Annotated in this window: 14 protein-coding genes and 1 pseudogene; 2 read left to right on the top strand and 13 right to left on the bottom strand. The window is 41.1% G+C overall.

Going from position 1 to position 18,455, the window contains the following annotated elements; genetic code table 11:
* Positions 1-43 precede the first annotated feature (43 nt).
* Together SWP_RS11640 and SWP_RS11645 are read right to left on the bottom strand one after the other, a co-directional pair.
* Positions 44-665: pseudogene (locus tag SWP_RS11640) on the bottom strand (DUF2987 domain-containing protein).
* Positions 643-1,470: a glucosaminidase domain-containing protein gene (locus tag SWP_RS11645; protein ID WP_020912679.1), complete on the bottom strand. Its 828-nt coding sequence runs from the start codon at positions 1,468-1,470 to the stop codon at positions 643-645. The pseudogene SWP_RS11640 and the gene SWP_RS11645 overlap by 23 nt, the downstream one beginning before the upstream one ends.
* A gap of 156 nt (positions 1,471-1,626) precedes the next feature.
* Here SWP_RS11645 and yvcK point away from each other — a divergent pair, with 156 nt between their 5' ends.
* The gene (gene yvcK, locus SWP_RS11650; protein ID WP_020912680.1) at positions 1,627-2,541 is read left to right on the top strand and encodes a uridine diphosphate-N-acetylglucosamine-binding protein YvcK; all 915 of its coding nucleotides are present in this window, start codon (positions 1,627-1,629) and stop codon (positions 2,539-2,541) included.
* A 43-nt stretch (positions 2,542-2,584) separates the two neighbouring features.
* Here yvcK and SWP_RS11655 read toward each other — a convergent pair whose 3' ends face one another.
* The 7 genes from SWP_RS11655 to lrp form a co-directional block, all read right to left on the bottom strand.
* Positions 2,585-3,778, bottom strand: coding sequence for an amino acid aminotransferase (locus tag SWP_RS11655; RefSeq protein ID WP_020912681.1), 1,194 nt, complete (start codon positions 3,776-3,778; stop codon positions 2,585-2,587).
* Between the two features lie 256 nt (positions 3,779-4,034).
* Positions 4,035-5,321, bottom strand: coding sequence for a serine--tRNA ligase (gene serS, locus SWP_RS11660; protein ID WP_020912682.1), 1,287 nt, complete (start codon positions 5,319-5,321; stop codon positions 4,035-4,037).
* A gap of 18 nt (positions 5,322-5,339) precedes the next feature.
* Entirely contained in the window at positions 5,340-5,714 is a 375-nt protein-coding gene (gene crcB / locus SWP_RS11665) for a fluoride efflux transporter CrcB (RefSeq protein ID WP_020912683.1), read from the bottom strand.
* The gene (locus SWP_RS11670) at positions 5,707-7,038 is read right to left on the bottom strand and encodes a replication-associated recombination protein A (protein ID WP_020912684.1); all 1,332 of its coding nucleotides are present in this window, start codon (positions 7,036-7,038) and stop codon (positions 5,707-5,709) included. Before SWP_RS11670 ends, crcB begins: the two co-directional genes overlap by 8 nt.
* Positions 7,039-7,047: 9 nt before the next feature.
* The gene (gene lolA / locus SWP_RS11675; RefSeq protein WP_020912685.1) at positions 7,048-7,674 is read right to left on the bottom strand and encodes an outer membrane lipoprotein periplasmic chaperone LolA; all 627 of its coding nucleotides are present in this window, start codon (positions 7,672-7,674) and stop codon (positions 7,048-7,050) included.
* Between the two features lie 88 nt (positions 7,675-7,762).
* On the bottom strand, positions 7,763-10,252 hold the full coding sequence (locus SWP_RS11680) for a DNA translocase FtsK (protein WP_020912686.1): 2,490 nt from the start codon (positions 10,250-10,252) through the stop codon (positions 7,763-7,765).
* Positions 10,253-10,445: 193 nt separating this feature from the next.
* Positions 10,446-10,949 carry a leucine-responsive transcriptional regulator Lrp gene (gene lrp / locus SWP_RS11685; RefSeq protein ID WP_044555872.1) on the bottom strand — a complete coding sequence of 168 codons (504 nt, stop codon included), beginning with the start codon at positions 10,947-10,949 and terminating at the stop codon, positions 10,446-10,448.
* A gap of 180 nt (positions 10,950-11,129) precedes the next feature.
* Here lrp and ald point away from each other — a divergent pair, with 180 nt between their 5' ends.
* Positions 11,130-12,245: an alanine dehydrogenase gene (gene ald, locus SWP_RS11690; protein WP_020912688.1), complete on the top strand. Its 1,116-nt coding sequence runs from the start codon at positions 11,130-11,132 to the stop codon at positions 12,243-12,245.
* Positions 12,246-12,816: 571 nt separating this feature from the next.
* Here the strand turns inward: ald and SWP_RS11695 are convergent.
* The 4 genes from SWP_RS11695 to SWP_RS11710 form a co-directional block, all read right to left on the bottom strand.
* Entirely contained in the window at positions 12,817-13,497 is a 681-nt protein-coding gene (locus SWP_RS11695; RefSeq protein WP_044555873.1) for a response regulator transcription factor, read from the bottom strand.
* A gap of 177 nt (positions 13,498-13,674) precedes the next feature.
* Positions 13,675-15,447 carry a DUF885 domain-containing protein gene (locus tag SWP_RS11700; RefSeq protein WP_020912690.1) on the bottom strand — a complete coding sequence of 591 codons (1,773 nt, stop codon included), beginning with the start codon at positions 15,445-15,447 and terminating at the stop codon, positions 13,675-13,677.
* Positions 15,448-15,611: 164 nt separating this feature from the next.
* A complete protein-coding gene (locus SWP_RS11705) occupies positions 15,612-17,546 on the bottom strand; it encodes a RecQ family ATP-dependent DNA helicase (RefSeq protein ID WP_020912691.1) in 1,935 nt (644 codons plus the stop codon).
* Between the two features lie 32 nt (positions 17,547-17,578).
* The gene (locus SWP_RS11710) at positions 17,579-18,439 is read right to left on the bottom strand and encodes an endonuclease/exonuclease/phosphatase family protein (protein ID WP_020912692.1); all 861 of its coding nucleotides are present in this window, start codon (positions 18,437-18,439) and stop codon (positions 17,579-17,581) included.
* Positions 18,440-18,455: the final 16 nt, after the last annotated feature.

The following is an 18,455-nucleotide window of genomic DNA, read 5'->3' on the forward strand; positions in this document are numbered from 1 at the left end:
AAAAGCCCTCTATTAAGAGGGCTTTTTGTTACGCTATCAGTTACTAGTGAGCCGTCCAGGGGCTAATGACCTTGGGTGACTGAGTAAACTCAATAGACTTTAATTGTTCAATGACGTCCCTTGGCTAAACGATAAGTACCACTTACCGGTATTTGCTTGCCATCTAACGTCATGATTACTTCAGTACCAAACTCTAGGTTTAGACCCGCGATGTCTGATGAGAAGTAACGCATAGGAAATCCCTGCATTTGGTTTAATAAGGCGTCCATCTCGGACTGTATTTGCAATAACTCTGATGCCTCATAGGCTAGCTTGGTATTCTTGGCTCTAACCTGCATGGCGATAGCACAAGAGTTCGCATCGCCATCGACATTAAGATTGACCAATGCCCGATCAGATTTTAACTTCACATCGTAGGGTAAAAATATTCTTTGCTCTTTCGTTATTGTTAGAGGGTAAGATTCTTTCTCTGTGGTGATAGTGCCATCAATCACTTTACAGTCATTTGCTTTCGACACAGAAAAAGCAACTTCAACGAGTTGATAATTCCCCTTGTTAACTTGTTTAAGGCGTTGATAGAACCCTTGGTACTCTAGTGATATAGGTTCAGCGTGTACCGCTGAACAACTTAGAATAATAAGGCTAAGCAGCAGGTGTTTTTTCATTTTTGTCCACTAAATACGGTTGATTTTGACGTAACATTTCAAGCAACTCATCAATATAAGCTTCTTGTCTTTCTGAATAATTAACTAAGCCATACACTAGTTTTTCTGCCGTAGGCACTTGGTTATCTGCACGCATATCCGCTCGAATAGACCTAAACACGGAGTAAGCAGCGTTTGAGTTTAAGTTGCGCATATAAGAAGCGACTGAGTCTTCTACTGTTTTGAAAACAGCGACTTCATGCGATAAACCTGTTGTACGCGATTGTGGTACTAATCCACAACCCTTTCTAAAGCACCATTGACCGAAGAAATTTAGACCTTCCCTAGCAAAACGAGAACTGCCCCACCCGGTTTCATTGGCAGCTTGAATCAATACCATTTGTTCTGGAACCACATCAACCCGAACTAATAGCTTATCAATTGTGTTACTGTTGATGCGCCTTGAGGTATATTGATACTTTTCGGCTATCTGTTGTAGACGAAATTCGTCCGCATCAGTCAATTGTTTATCACTTTCTATTTGGCTCTTAATGCCAAGTAGAAACTCTCGTTCAGCTTTGATAACTGCATTTTGGTGCTTGACTGATGGACGCAGAAAATCGAAAAATGCCTTCTTTTTCGCTTTAATATCTTTAATCTCACTAAAATTAGGCACCTTACTCTCGATAGCAGAGTTCTTAATTGCTTTACCTAATCGCAAGTTCTCACTTTCTTGTTCGGGGATCAGTGTTAGCCTAACAAGTAAAAAACCACCTATAACAACGCCAAAAGCGATGGTAAACAAACCTACTTTACCTGTCTTCACTGCACGCCCTCTAAAAATACAAAATATGTTAAGTCTTATTATCTAATTTTGTATTATATGACAGCTAGGATCAGATTTCATCGCGAAAAATTCTGTTTAAGTCGTTATAATGCCAATAAGAATTAAAATACTTGGGTATTCAGGAAGGAGGCCCTTTTGAAAAACAATGCACTCAATCAATATCAACATGTTGTCGCCATTGGTGGAGGACATGGTTTAGGGCGTGTATTATCAACACTGTCGTTTCTTGGTCCGAAATTAACAGGGATTGTCGCTACGACGGATAATGGCGGTTCGACGGGAAGATTGCGCGCAGAAAAAGACTGTATCGCTTGGGGCGACCTGCGTAACTGCCTTACTCAACTTTCTAAAAAACCATCTGTCGGTTCACTGATGTTTGAATACCGTTTTAATGGTGAAAGTGAGCTTAATGGTCACAATCTTGGCAATTTGATGCTGACAGCATTAGATGAGCTTTGTGTCAGGCCTCTCGAAGCAATCAATTTAGTTCGCCAATTTTTAAACATTGAAACACGATTAATACCAATGTCTGAAGAGCCCACTCACCTAGTCGCCATGGAAGCGTGTGGACGAAGTGTTTTTGGTGAGATCAATGTTGACAAAATGGAAGATACCCCGATTGCTCTGTCACTTGATCCTATAGTTCAAGCCACCTGTGAAGCTTGTGAAGCGATAAGAGAAGCTGACATCATTATTCTCGGGCCTGGTAGTTTCTTAACCAGTATTATGCCGCCGTTGCTACTACCAAAAATAGCCAAGGCCCTAGCTGAGTCAAATGCTGAAGTGATATTAATCGATAATTTAACCGAAGAACCGTCACCGATAGCCAATTGTGGTTTAGCGCAAAAACTTGACTGGTGTCATCAAGTGTTGGGCCTGAAGATCGTAGATAAAGTATTGCGCCATGGGGATACACCATCACAAGACGGATATATCAGCTACTACCCGTTAAGAAGTAGCCATCACCGTGGTTTACATGACAAAAGAGCCTTAGCTACTGCATTAGCTGAAATGATCCCCGACAAACTTACACAGCTAGAAAATACATAAAAAAAGGACCCTAAGGGTCCTTTTTTACTACAGTCAAAATTCTTTATAGCACTGCTGCAATAGCCTTACATATGTTAGGCATATTGGTTTTTGTCATACCTGCAACACTAATGCGTCCAGAACCGACAATATAGACCCCAAACTCATTTTTCAATCGGGATACTTGCTCTTTGTTTAATCCAGAAAAACTAAACATTCCATTCTGAGTAGAGATAAAGCTAAAGTCCTGACTTACGCCACTCTCTTTTAAAGATTGAACAAATAAAGCTCGCATCTCTGCGATACGCTCTCTCATCTCTTGCAGCTCTTGCTGCCACATCAGTTTTAACGATTCATCTTCTAAAATCGTGCTAACGATTAGCGCACCATGAGCAGGTGGGTTTGAGTATGATGCACGAATAGTACTTTTTATCTGGCTAAACGCATTCACCGCTTCTGCATCATTACCAGCAACGACAGTAATAGCGCCAATGCGCTCATTGTAAAGCCCGAAGTTTTTAGAGAAAGAGTTAGCAACAATTAACTCAGGGACAATACTGGCAACTATACGCAGCCCTTCAGCATCTTCCTCTACACCAGCACCAAAACCTTGGTATGCGAAGTCGAATAGCGGCACCAATGATTTGCTTAAGCAAAGTTCGGCTATTTCCTGCCATTGCACTTCATTTAAATCGATGCCAGTTGGGTTATGACAACATCCGTGCAATAACACTAAGTCGCCCTCTTTAGCACCTTCAAGGTCGGCTTTCATTGCATCAAAGTCCAGACCATGAGTTTCTGCTTTATAATAACCGTAAGACTTTGTTTTCAAGCCAGCAGAATTGAAAATATTATGGTGATTAGCCCATGTTGGGTTACTGACCCAAATCGTATCGGATTTCGTATGGCGAACTAGAAACTCTGCGGCTACACGAAGAGAACCTGTGCCACCTGGAGCTTGTGCCGTTAACGCGCGAGCATTGTTAACCACGGTGTGATCCGCTCCAAACAGTAAAGATTGCACTGCGCGGTTATAAGCCTGAACGCCTTCCATACCTAAATAGCTTTTGCTCATTTCTGTCGCGAGCAACTTTTCTTCCGCTAATTTAACCGCTTTTAGGATGGGTGTTTTTCCAGACTCGTCTTTATAGATCCCAACACCTAAGTTTACTTTCTCATCACGTGGATCAGCCTTGAATGCATCGGTAAGGCCTAAAATTGGATCGGCTGGGGCAAGTTCAACCTGGGAAAATATCATAACTGCTTTCCTAAATAGAGATTTGTAGGGGAATTTGGCTGTATTTATACCACTGAAGTAGCTAGGTAGAAAGCGAGTTTTATTGACTAAAAACAAAATTTATCTATATAGCTATGAATATCTAATAATCATCCACTAATTTTAAATAAAATCTAAAGTGAACGCCAAATTATTAAATTAGTCGCAACAAGGTTTCGCTGGATATGAGATATAAAAAAACCTCTACTAAGTAGAGGCTTTTTTGATGACTAACACTCTAGCCTATTTTTTCTAAACCACCCATGTAACCACGTAACACTTCTGGTACTGTGATTGAGCCGTCTTCATTTTGATAGTTTTCTAACACGGCGACTAAAGTACGCCCAACAGCAAGACCAGAACCATTTAATGTATGAAGTAAGCTTGGCTTCTTAGCAGATTTAGCTTTAAAACGCGCTTGCATACGACGAGACTGGAAATCCTGCATGTTACTACATGAAGAGATCTCTCTGAACGTATCTTGGGCTGGAAGCCAAACTTCAATATCAAACGTTTTAGCCGCGCCAAAGCCCATATCGCCAGTACATAGTACTACCGTACGATATGGTAAGCCTAGCTTCTGTAATACAGTTTCCGCATGGCCAGTTAACTCTTCAAGTGCTTGCATAGAGTCTTCAGGCTTAACTAACTGTACTAGCTCTACTTTATCAAACTGATGTTGGCGAATAAGGCCACGGGTATCACGGCCATAAGAGCCCGCTTCGCTACGGAAACATGGCGTATGCGCAGTCATCATGACAGGCAAGTCATCTTCATCAATAATTGAATCACGGGCGATATTAGTCAATGGTACTTCTGCAGTCGGAATAAGACTTAACCCTTGCCCTTCTTCTGTGGCTGGTTTGGTATGGAATAAATCTTCACCAAACTTTGGAAGTTGGCCAGTGCCAAGTAAACTATCTTCGTTTACCAACAATGGTACATAAGCTTCAGTGTAACCGTGCTCCGTAGTATGAAGGTCTAGCATAAACTGCGCTAGAGCGCGGTGCATGCGTGCAATTTGGCCTTTCATAATGATAAATCGAGAACCGGTAAGTTTTACCGCGTTTTTAAAATCAAGCCCACCGAGAGTTTCGCCAAGTTCAACGTGGTCTTTAACTTCAAAGTTAAACTCTTTTGGTGTACCCCAGCGACGAATTTCGACATTCTCAGACTCATCAGCACCAATAGGCGCAGATTCATCCGGTAGGTTGGGCACACTCATAGCGATAGCATTAAGCTCATCTAAAAGTGCTGCCAACTCAACTTTTTTAGCATCGAGCTCAGCACCTAACGTTCCAACTTTTGCCATAATCGGTGCAACATCTTCACCTTTAGCTTTTGCTTGACCGATAGATTTAGAGATAGCGTTACGAGATGCTTGTAACTCTTCAGTACTGACTTGCAGTGACTTACGTTTCTCTTCTAATTTGCCTAAACGTTCGACATCTAAAATAAAACCACGAGTGGCTAAACGTTCAGCGGTTACTTCTAATTCATTACGCAAAAATTTTGGATCTAACATGTCTTATTATCTTAATAGTTAATAACGAGAAAATACCAATTGCTGCCCTAAATAGACGACGAATATGCAAACGCCAACATTGACAACAACATTCAAAATCGCTTTGACCAAATAACCTTCCTGCATCAACAACAGTGACTCATTGGAAAAAGTAGAAAACGTAGTTAGGGCACCTAACATACCCACACCAATAAATGCTTTTATTTCTGGGCTCACTTCACTGACTTGTCCAAGAGCGTAAACTACGCCCATTAAAAAGGAACCCAAAATATTGACCATAAGTGTACCAAAAGGGAAACCACTACCAAACACCTGAAGCATCAATATTGAGATAAGATAGCGTAAAACTGCGCCAATAGAGCCACCTAGCGCAACAAAAAGGACATTATTCATATCTTTTCACCTTACTTTTAAGATCTAGCTCGGACAAATTAGCCAGTTTCTCTTTTATACGTTTTTCAAATCCACGTTCGGTTGGGAAATAAAACTGGCTTCCAGCGATTGATTTAGGCAAATAAACTTCGCCATCTGCGTAAGCATTTGGTTCATCATGCGCATAGCGATAGCCTTCACCATAACCAATGTCTTGCATCAGTTTAGTTGGAGCATTGCGTAAATGTTCAGGCACACTTTCATTCGCAGTCTCTCTCGCTAACTGGCGTGCTGCTTTAAAGGCTGTGTAAACAGCATTGCTTTTAGGAGCACTCGCTAAATAAAGTACAGCTTGTGCTATTGCTCGCTCACCTTCTGCGGGCCCAACTCTGTGAAAGCATTCCCACGCATTAACTGCTACGGTCATTGCATTTGGATCCGCATTCCCGATATCTTCAGACGCAATGGCTAATAAGCGTCTGCCGATATAAAGCGGATCGCAGCCACCTTCAAGCATTCGACAATACCAATACAGCGCAGCATCAGGATCTGAGCCTCGTATTGATTTGTGTACTGCAGAAATTAGGTCGTAATATTGATCGCCATTTTTATCAAAACCCGCAAGTTGTTGTCCAGCAACCTGTACGATCATCTCTTCGGTAAAAACTTCACCATCTTTGAGCATGTCACTAATGAGCTCAATAAGGTTAAGTGCTTTTCGGGCGTCACCATCACACACTTTGGCCAACTTTATGGCTACATCCGGCGGTAAAATCAGCTTACGTTTGCCTAAACCACGCTCTTCATCCAGTAAAGCTTGCTGAGTAATCTGACATATTTCCTCGATAGTGAGTTGCTTGATAAGATAAACTCGTGCACGAGATAACAAAGCATTGTTTATTTCAAATGAAGGGTTTTCAGTCGTCGCCCCGATAAAAATCACTGTGCCATCTTCTATAAATGGCAAGAAAGCATCTTGTTGACTCTTATTAAATCGATGCACCTCATCGACAAAAAGTAACGTTCGTTGGCCTCTAGATTGAGCCACGCTTTTTGCGTGCTCAATAGCACTGCGGATCTCTTTTACGCCGGAGGTCACGGCAGAAATCCGCTCGACGTGGGCGTTAGCGTAACTGGCAACAAGTTCTGCTAAGGTTGTCTTTCCAGTACCTGGTGGCCCCCAAAACATCATAGAGTGGGCTCTACCGGCCTCTAAAGCTTGCCTTAATGGCTGCCCTTCTCCCAATAAATGCTGTTGCCCTATATATTGCGATAATGTTTCAGGTCGCATTCTTGCCGCAAGCGGCCGAAAATCTGGAGCGAAATCAAAACTAAAACTGCTCACGAAATACTCTTAATTAGGTGACTTTAAACGTTGGTCATCAATATCAACGTCTTCAGGAACGACAAATTTAAACAAATTCTTCTCACTTTTATCCAGTGTAGTCTGTTCAGAAAGCAAGAAGCTACTGGTATTACCCTGCTGATCCTTTAAGACCATTTCCGTTAAGGTTGTTTCGTTAAAACAAACTTCAACTTCTGATACACCTGCATCTTTATCGATTGGGCTAATTGCAAAACACTGGTCGGTATTAGTCACTTGGTACTGCGCCCAGGTTTTAGCATCATCATGCACCAGTAAAGCGATAGGCGAGGCACTGATGGCTTGGTTCACATCCATTACAGACACCTCTTCGTTAAATGGATTATAGATCCATACGTCGGTGCCATCGGCAACAATCAAAGATTCATCAGGGGCAGTAAGGTGCCAGTAGAATTGGTTTGGTTGAGCAAGTGCAAAAACACCTTCGCCAGTCTGGATGACTTTATCGTTTATATCTGTGACAGTCTGGCTGAAATTGGCCTTTAAGTTGTCTATTTCAGCAAGCTTAACTTTTAACTGCTCTGACGCATCTGCTTGAGCCGAAAAGTGGGTTAAAAGAGGCAAGCTTACAATCGCTATCGCGATCAGTTTATTCATATCTGTTTCTCCGGGTTGGCTACTTACCAACACTGATTTTGACTTTGCTATTTGTTCTACCAACAACAGCATCATTATATATCACGCTTTAATCAAAGACTTTTGGCGGTGGCGGTGCTAATACTTCTCGATTACCGTTATGTCCTTGGGCACTTACCACACCTTGAAGTTCCATCTGTTCAATAATCCTAGCGGCTCGGTTATATCCAATTTTAAATTTGCGTTGTACGCTTGAAATTGAGCCTCGACGAGTTTGAGTGACAAACGCAACTGCTTCGTCATAGAGTGCATCGGTATCTTCATCAGACTCACTCGCTTCACCAGGAAGCAGAACCTGCTCTCCTTCAGCGGAGCCTTGAAGAATATCGTCAATATATTGAGGCTTACCACGAGCGTGCCAATCAGCAACAACTTTATGGACTTCATGATCGTCAATAAATGCCCCGTGAACACGGCTAGGAACACTGGTACCTGGAGGCAGATAAAGCATATCACCCATACCCAGTAATGTCTCCGCACCCTGCTGATCAAGAATGGTTCGAGAGTCAATTCGAGATGATACTTGGAATGCCATACGAGTCGGGATGTTAGCTTTAATCAAGCCTGTAATGACATCGACTGATGGTCTTTGTGTTGCAAGTATTAAATGTATCCCAGCTGCTCGTGCTTTTTGTGCAATTCGGGCAATCAATTCTTCAACTTTTTTACCGACTATCATCATCATGTCAGCAAACTCATCAACTACAACCACAATCGAAGGAAGCTTATCCAGCTCAGGAGCTTCAGGTTCCATACTGTCTGACGATTTCCAAAGTGGGTCAAAGATAGGCTCTCCAGCCTCTTTTGCCAGCTTGATTTTGGCGTTATAGCCTTTCAAGTTACGAACACCTAATGCAGACATAAGTTTATAACGGCGCTCCATTTCACCGACGCACCAACGCAGAGAGTTGGCTGCTTCTTTCATATCGGTAACAACTTCACATAAAAGATGTGGGATCCCTTCATAGACTGAAAGTTCCAACATCTTCGGATCAATCATAATGAACCGTACATCGTCAGGTCCTGATTTATACAGTAAGCTGGTGATCATTACGTTCACGCCGACTGACTTACCAGAGCCTGTTGTACCAGCAACTAATAGATGCGGCATTTTACCCAAATCGACAATAACGGGTTTGCCACCAATGTCTGCGCCCAAAACCATGCTCAAATGGGATGGGTTATCTCTGAACTCTTTGCAGTCGAGTACGTCACGCATAAATACGGTTTCGCGGAATTTATTCGGTAACTCCAAGCCGACGTAAGCTTTACCAGGGATAACTTCAACGACTCGAACATTCTCAGCAAGTAATGAGCGTGCTAAGTCTTTCGATAAGTTAGTAATTTTTGATGCTTTGACTCCCGGCGCTAACTCTAGCTCAAAGCGAGTAATGACTGGACCTGGAAATACGCCAACAACTTTGGCAGTAATGTTAAAATCGGCAAGCTTAACTTCTACTAGCTTACCGACCTGTTCTAACTCTTCTTGGCTGATTGGATTACTTTGGCGATTAGGTACATCGAGTAAAGAGATACTTGGTAACGGGTCCATCGGAGCTGACAGTGCTTGCTCTTCTTGTCCAGGTAGAATAACAATACCGTCTACAATTTTGGCCTTATCTTCTTTAATACGCTTACTGGCATTGACTGCGCCAGTTGATTCTTTTGAACCAAAATCAATTGTTTCGAGTTCATCTATATTTTCGCTAACCCAAGGCGCCTGTATGGTTGGCTCTTTAAGCGGCTCAGATGGTGTCAACTGCGGTTCAATTCGGGACTCAGTGTGGGGTTCAACTTGTTCGTTTATAACTTCAAGATGCTCTTCATCTTGTTGATACTCATCTTCTGCCTGCTCTTTACTGCGCTTTTCTCTAAAGCGCTCCACAACCGACAAAAACCCTCGAGTGTCTTCGGTCTCCTCTTTTTCAGGGGTTAATCTTGCAGGGAGTTCTCGTAGTGCTTTCAAGCACCACAAGGTAGCGAACCCAGTCATGTCGATAACAGTTAACCAGCTGATGCCGGTAAGTAAGGTAAAGCCAGCTCCAACGAAACACAGTAAAAGTAAGGTTGTGCCTAACTGATTGAAGTACGGTAGCATCGCTTGGCCAATAACATCACCAGCTACGCCACCTGCCGAGAATTCATATAACCCATTGGCATTCATGCTTCCTAGAGCTGCTAAGCTAAATACAATTAGAAGAAATCCTATTAGCCTAAGACCGACTGAAAAATAATCAATCTCTAATAGTTTATGGGTTCGTTTAAATAACAGCCAGCCGGTTAGCGCGATAATGATCGGAATGATATAAGCCGTGTATCCAAAGATATAAAACAAAACATCTGCTAACCATGCGCCTACTGCACCAGTTAGATTTTGTATGTCTCCATCGAAATTGGATTGACTCCAACCGGGATCGGATGCATTAAAACTGCTCAACGCGATAAGTATGTAAGTTGCAATCATGCAACATATGATCAGACTACCTTCTAATAGCCTTTGTACGCCGGAAAGGGTTTTTACACTATTTGCCTTAGACAATCGCAAACCTACAATAAAAAAGACGATAATGTCAGTAAGATACCAGAAATGAGTTTGTTTTGCAGCGTTTGGAAGCAGAACAGAATAGTGAATAAGTATTCACATGAATACTTTGCATCATTTTGTATCAATTGTATTTTGTATAAAAAAAGGGAGTCGGCTGACTCCCTTCTTGTACGATAAAACAACGAAACTACATATCTGAGATAGTATTGATAGCTACACGATTAGTTTGCTTAACCTCTTCCATCACCACATATGTGCGCGTGTCAGAGACTGAAGGTAATTTTAGTAAGGTTTCCCCTAATAAACGTCTGTAAGCAGACATATCAGAAACACGAGTTTTCAATAAGTAGTCAAAATCGCCTGAAACTAAATGACATTCTTGTATATCATCAAGTAGTTGCACGGCATTATTAAACTTATCGAAAACTTCTGCAGTGTCTCGATTTAGTGTAATTTCAACAAACACGAGTAAAGATGCACCCAAATAGTGGGGATTAACTAATGCTGTATATCCTTTGATATACCCTTGTTTTTCAAGCCTTTTAACTCTTTCTAGACAAGGAGTGGGACTCAGCCCTACACGCTTCGATAGCTCGACATTCGAAATACGTCCATCAATTTGTAACTCGTTGAGTATATTTCGATCTATACGATCTAAGTCTTTTATAGGACTCTTTTTATTATTAACCATATTTTTAACCTTGAATTGCATCTATAACCAAATAAAACACTGTGTTTAGATAAACTTCAGCAGCATAAACTGCCGAAGGAATACTATACTAGATTTCCCTGAAACATTCACGTTCAGGCAATTCAAAATAACAATTACACCCATAGTAAATGGGTTTTTATGCGAAATTGAGGCTCTAAGATGATTATTGGCGTTCCAAAAGAAATCAAAAACCACGAATATCGTGTAGGCATGGTACCTTCTAGTGTTCGTGAACTGACCTTACGTGGTCATGAGGTTTTTATTGAGACAAATGCTGGCTCCGGCATTGGTTTTTCAGACAAAGATTACGTTAATGTTGGCGCTAAAATCCTAGAAACTGCAGCTGAAGTTTTTGCTCAGTCAGAGATGATTGTTAAAGTAAAAGAACCTCAAGCCGTTGAACGCGCTATGTTAAGAGAAGATCAACTTCTATTTACCTACCTACACTTAGCGCCAGACTTACCACAAACAGAAGACCTTGTTAAAAGTGGTTCTGTTTGTATTGCTTATGAAACTGTTACCGATGACCGCGGTGCTCTACCACTACTTGCGCCAATGTCAGAAGTCGCTGGTCGTATGTCAATTCAGGCCGGTGCTATGGCACTTGAGAAGTCAATGGGCGGACGCGGCATGCTACTAGGTGGCGTTCCGGGCGTTGAGCCAGCAAAAGTCGTCATTATCGGTGGCGGTATGGTTGGAACAAACGCAGCACAAATGGCTGTGGGTCTTGGAGCGGACGTAGTCATTCTTGATCGTAGTATTGATGCGCTTCGTCGTCTTAATGCTCAGTTCGACAATAAAGTTAAAGCTATCTACTCTACTGCTGATGCAATCGAAAAGCATGTGCTTGAAGCAGATCTTGTTATTGGTGGTGTATTGGTTCCAGGTGCTGCGGCACCTAAATTAGTTACCAAGGAACATATTGCTGCAATGAAGCCTGGTTCTGCAATCGTAGACGTTGCTATTGACCAAGGTGGCTGTATTGAAACGTCACACGCAACTACACACCAAGAGCCAACGTATATCGTAGACGAAGTGGTTCACTACTGTGTGGCAAACATGCCTGGCGCCGTAGCACGTACTTCTACATTTGCTTTGAACAATGCAACGTTGCCTTACATTATCAAACTCGCACAGCTAGGTTACCGCGAAGCATTACTGCAAGATAAGCACCTGCTAAACGGCTTGAACGTTATGCACGGGAAGATCACTTGCGCTGAAGTTGCTGAAGCACTAAACCTTGAGTTTGTTGACCCAACTATCTTGCTAAAATAATCAATCAAATTCAGTGTTCAAAAAGGGAGCTAATTGCTCCCTTTTTTGATTCTATGACTCTCTTATGCCAATCAGTATAAGAAATTGGTCTACTCAGCATTTTTTATAGCGACTAATTCAAGACGGGTAAATGATACTTTAGTTATTCCCTTATGAGTTTATTCGTTGCCGAAGTAGGCTGCCAAAAACACTCCTTTTAGGCGAGTTTTAGCGGCTTTGATGCTGTTTTAATGAACTTGAATGTAGGATAACTATGTTCTTCATTTCAAACCACATAGCCTAGCATGTTGCAGACATGCTTAGGGCATTCCCTCAATCGCTGGAGATAAGATGTGGTGAATGTCATTGATACTCGACTATATGGTCTATTTTGTTCCATACAAAATTAGGCATTCCCTGCCTCCTTAGAGATCAGATATAGGAGTTACGAGAGTAAGGATGCTCAAAGTTAGAATAATGCAGCAGTGATTATCGAGAGTCACGCAGGAGTAGTTATCGAGGAGCATTTAATGACATTACCTCAAAGCTGCTAAATTATCGCAGAGCGAGCAAATCTTTATATTGATTAGTATTACTGTTCTGCAAAACTGTAGCCTTTGCCTCTTACAGTATTAATTAAAGATTTAGGTAACTGAGTAGCTGCGAGTTTCCTTCGTGTATTACTAATATGCATATCGAGGTTACGGTCAAATTGCCCTAACTCTTTTTGCAATACTCTGAGTTGTAGTTCATCTTTAGCGACTACATTGCCCTTACGTTCAAATAGGTACTTAAATAGCTTAAACTCGGTTTGAGTGAAGGAAACTTCTTTGGCAGATATTGAGACACTGTAACTACTATCATCAAATAACACATCCATCGCTAACTCATCAGTGAGATGGCTTTCATTTCTAACTAAAGCAATTCTGCGCTTAATAGCATTTATTCTGACTAGAAGCTCTCGTTGACTAAACGGTTTACTCAGGAAGTCATCGGCGCCCAATTCGAATACATTAACCCGATCTTGCTCTGTATCTAATGATGAAATAACAATAACGGGCGTTTTATCTTTACGGAGTTTGAGCATTTCAATGCCATCCAAAGTCGGCATATTTATGTCCAAAATGATGACATCTACTGACGAGCACTTCAACTTTTCAAGTGCTTCAAAGCCATTTGAGGCCAACGATACAACGTAGCCTTCAGCTTCTAAACCACTCTTTAAAAGGCTTTGTAAAACAAGATCATCATCAACAACTAGTACATTTTTCATTTCTAAGAATCTAAATGCGAACAATTATCATTGAGATTACACTAGGTCAGCTTATTTTGCTAGTACAAATTCTTTGCTTTCGTCACATTAATTCAATTACTTTAGGCAAAAAAACCAGTAACGTTTAGTTACTGGCTTTATAACAAAAATGTAGTCCAAAATGGCCCTGTAAAACTGCTACTTTGCTAGCATGAGTTCTCTAATATATTTTACAGGAGCACTACCGTAACTCAAAAACTCCTCATGGAAAGCTTTAAGGTCGAATTTATCACCTTTCAACGCTTTATACTCTTCTCTAAAATCATATATTTCACGATAACCAGAGTAGTAGCTGGTTAGTTGTACTTGGCTTAGCGTTGCTCGACGCCATTTACCTTGGGCTTCTGCTTTTTGCTGGAAGGCTTCATTCATCATCAAGTCCAGAGCTTGCTCTTCAGTCATACCATTTACTTGAATACTGTAGTCAAGAATAGTGTTACAGATAACGCGCAAATTCCACTTGTAATACATCAGCCACATTTCTGGTTCGAAATTACCATATCCCTCTTCCAACATCATGCGCTCAGTATACACAGCCCAACCTTCCACCATTGCACCGTTACCAAATAGGCTTTTAATTAAACTTGGAGATTCATTTGAATAGACTAATTGAGTGTAATGGCCTGGTATTGCTTCGTGAATATTGAGTACTTGTAAAATCCAATGGTTGTATTCTCTAAGGTAACTTTCTGCAGACTCTTCACTCATCCCATCTAGTGGAGTAACGTTATAATAAGTATTGCCTGACTTTTCATAAGGCCCTGGAGCACTAATAGACGCCCCAGCATAACCGCGCATGTATGCGGGTGTCTCACGCACAACTAGAGGTTTATTTGGATCAAGTGTGACTAGTTGCTTTTCATTAACAAAAGCGACTAACTCGGGGATTTGAGCCCTTACTTCATCGACAAAATCATCACGTTTGACATGCTTGGCTGACAATTTATCGATAAGTTGTTTAATTGCAACCTTGCTATCTGTCGGCATGGGCGTATCGAAATAAGTTGGCCATAACTTTTCAGTTATTTTGCTCATTTCTGCTTGGACGCGACTTTTATCCGCAAGCGCCTTTTTGTATAACGCTTTTCCACTCATCCCTGCTTGTATGTCAAAAGCAAACTTTTGCTCATACAGCTCTTCTCCAATCCTAAAGCTGCGTGCCCCCTCCCTACTTAGCTTGGTTTCAAGTGTCTTTAACCAATCTATATGTTCATTGATAGCGATAGTTACTTTGTTAAAGCGCGTTACAAACAGGGCTTTTTGAGCATTTGATAAATTAGATGCGATGACTTTGTCTAACAAATCATTATTAAATACAGAAAAAGCACCTTCATTTTGCATTATCGCAAGTTGAGTATGCTCAATAGTTGGGTTGTTTATGTTTTCTCTGGCTGCTGCATAATAAGCGGGGACATTCTGCATTCTTGACAATATTGAAATAAGACGCTCATCAAGTGGAGCGAAATCTTCATTAATAATTTGAGCAAATCCACCGGCGACATTGTAGCTAGCCGGGTTCCATTGCCATGACTTAAATGTCTCAATGTTCCAGCGCATTTCGCCAATTAGGTTTTCAATTAAGCGATAATCAGTAAGCAAACTCGCGGGTAAGCTTGCTTTGTCAAAACTGGCTAATAAAGCCGACTGCTTGTTAACAAAGTTTAAGCTTGCTTGACGAGCCTGCTCATTAGGGACTTTAAGTACTCCATCATATTTATGGAAACCGCTGTACAAAGCCCAGGTTGGTGATTCAACCCATAAATCATCAATAAATTGTTGACTGAACGCCTGAAAATTTAAACTCTGTTCAGTTAACTCGACTGAGCTAGCTTCTATCGTCGTTTGGCTTTGACAAGCTGTTAAGCCAGTAATTGATAATGCGATAGCAAGTGTAAGTGCCGCTTTTTTCATTAATATCCCTTAATTATTGTTTCTCGCGATCTGTGTCGCGATAAATTCGAAGTAAGTAAAGCATGTTCTAAAATGTTTTACATTAACAAACTCTTTTCTGAAAGTTTTCGTTACACATAATGCATAAGTAGATGCATTTTATGCATAAGCTAATTAAGTAAGCGCTACTTTTCTTTGTGCTTGTTTACCCAATTAAACACATCTTTGAAACGATAATGTTCAAATTTGGCAAAGCCGTAAGTTTGCCTCATCTTAAGTTTGGTAAATATTGGCGTAGTTAGGCCACATAAAAACCGGGTGAGTAAAACAGCAGAGTCATTTGTTTTAAGCTTTGAAATGGCATCAGCGCTGATCACATCAAAATCATAAGTATCTAGCTCTTGCAGTTGTTTGGGCTCTGGTAACTGAGTGAGATGGCCTAGGCAAACTGAGCAACTGCCGCAAGCGGCAACAGCATGAGGGTCTGAAAAATACTGCGCTAATTGGAGACTTAGGCAATGGCTACTGCCAAAAAAATTGACTAGAAAATTAATTCGATCTATTTCGCTCCGCTCTTTAGTCGTGAATTGATTAAAGAGGCTTTCAGCTAAGCCTTGTCCCTGCAATTTGTCCTGGTAGACGTCGTATACTTGGGTGAGTTGTTTACTCTGTAATTCAATAAGCTGTTTTTGGTCCAAGTAGTCTAACGCCTTAATCGCTCTACCTCGGCTGTTAGGAATAAATGTTTCGAGTTGTTTAAGGTCTGCGCTATACCATATTTTTGCTTTTGCTGAAGTATCAATAATGGCATTAATAAATTGTTGTCTTTCGGGGTCAAACTTGCTCATAAGCGTTGCTAAAGTAGTTTGCAGTTTGTACTTATACTCGGCAAAATAACTATATTTCGCTTTAATAACGCCTTGCATTTCGAGATAAACAAGCAGGGTTTTCAAACTCAACGGCCTAATATTCGATGTACTAGAAAGTTGATTCAACATTAGCTCCCATTGGTCACTTTGTTGAGTTTGTTCTTTAATCTGTTCAATAACAGTGCAAATTGCGCTTAGTTCTGGAGTATCACCATAGACAAAATTCTCTAACACGTTCAAGTTATCTTTATTGGCTAACACTAAGCATTCAGAATCACTGCCGTCTCGTCCAGCCCTTCCTATCTCCTGGGCATAGTTTTCTATCGATTTAGGAAGGTCATAATGCACCACAAAACGAATATCACTTTTATCTATCCCCATTCCAAAAGCGATAGTAGCAACAATAATTGGTACCTCACCGGACATGAACTTAGTTTGAATTGCTTTACGCTGTTCGCTATCCATTCCCGCGTGGTAGGCCATTACGCTATATCCAGCGCGCTGTAGCTGGCTTGCCACCGATTCGGCGCTTTTTTGCAGCGTAACATAAATAATACCGCTCACTAGCTTCCTCGTCTGTAGCCATTCAGTGAGGTACCGCTGCTTACTGGCCTCCTCTATTCCTATCGCATTGAGATGCAGGTTAGGCCTATAGAACCCTGTTAAAGTGATAGAGTTATCATCAATGGCAAACTTACTGCTCATATCCGCTATGACTTTTGAGGTCGCGGTGGCTGTAAGTAATAATACTTGCGAAATATTGAGTTCTCTTTGATAACTAGGAAGCTTCAAATAATCAGGCCTAAAATTATGCCCCCATTCTGAAATACAATGCGCTTCATCGACGACTAATAATGATATTTCTATTCCACCGATGAAACGACGGAAACGCTCATTATTAAGTCGCTCAACAGAGATCATTAACACCTTTATACTGCCATTCGATACTCCGTCAAGCACCGACGCTGCTTCCTCTGGTGTTTGAGTAGAATCGATTGAGGCCGCAGAAATGCCACGGGTCTTTAAAAACGCTAATTGATCTTGCATTAACGCAAGTAACGGAGACACGACTAAGGTTAGGTGAGGCAGCACTGTGGCTGGTAATTGATAGCAAAGTGATTTACCTGAACCTGTAGGAAAAATTGCTGCCGCGCTTAAGCCGTTAAGTATATTACTAACGACTTGCTCCTGCCCCTCTCTAAATGCGTTAAACCCGAAATACTGTTTAAGTAATGCGTGAGCATTATGCATGCTTTATCCTATCAATGTTTGCTGGTACTAAATTACTGAGGAATTACTTTTATCAATCGAAAGTAAGCTTTTAATGGATTGTGATCTGAACTATCAGTAACGATAGACTCCGCTTTTACAAGCTCTAATCCTCTGAAATAGATATGGTCAGGAGTTTTACCGAAAAAACGCGTTCTAGAGTCAATACTAGGTACAGCCTCTTTTAATCCTGCGCTATTGGCGATAGTTAAAACATATTCATTACGGCTATCACTCCAAGTATTCAGGTCCCCCGCCAGTATGATGGGCCCAGCATGCACTTTCAGCGCTTCAGCCACAACATTCAATTGAGCACGGTACTCTTCAAGACCAAGAGCAAAATTAATACTATGAATATTGACCACTAATAGCTCACTATCGTCTGACAATTCATAATAGGAAATTAATAATGATTTAGGATACTGAATCAATGGCTCTTTGTACCTAAAAGAACAGACGCTTGAGGGGTAACCTTTAGAAAGGTTCATCACTCCAACAGGTTGGTTTGCAAATAGAAAGGCTTTTGCCATAACCCAGTCCTCAGACTGTTCATCTATCAATGACCTAAATTCGTCGGTAGCACTGGCTTCTTGTAGCAGTAACAGATCTGTTCTCTCGGTTAGCTTTTTTAGCACATTTTGCCAGCCGCTATTTTTTTGCTTATGAATATTCCAGATAGCAATATCCAGTTTACCGTGTCTATCAAGCGGCTCTATTGGTTTGTTGGTGAAGCATTGAACAGCGTCAGTACTATTTGATTCGTTTGACAACAATGTATCTTGCTGCGGAATTACTGTACTTTGGTACACATAAAGGGCTACCAATGTTGCTATCAATAGCAAAAACAATATCAGTTTACGGAGAATTCTAAACATGGTGATGTATTCGGCT

The sequence above is a fragment of the Shewanella piezotolerans WP3 genome (assembly GCF_000014885.1).
In the GTDB taxonomy this organism is placed as follows: domain Bacteria; phylum Pseudomonadota; class Gammaproteobacteria; order Enterobacterales; family Shewanellaceae; genus Shewanella; species Shewanella piezotolerans.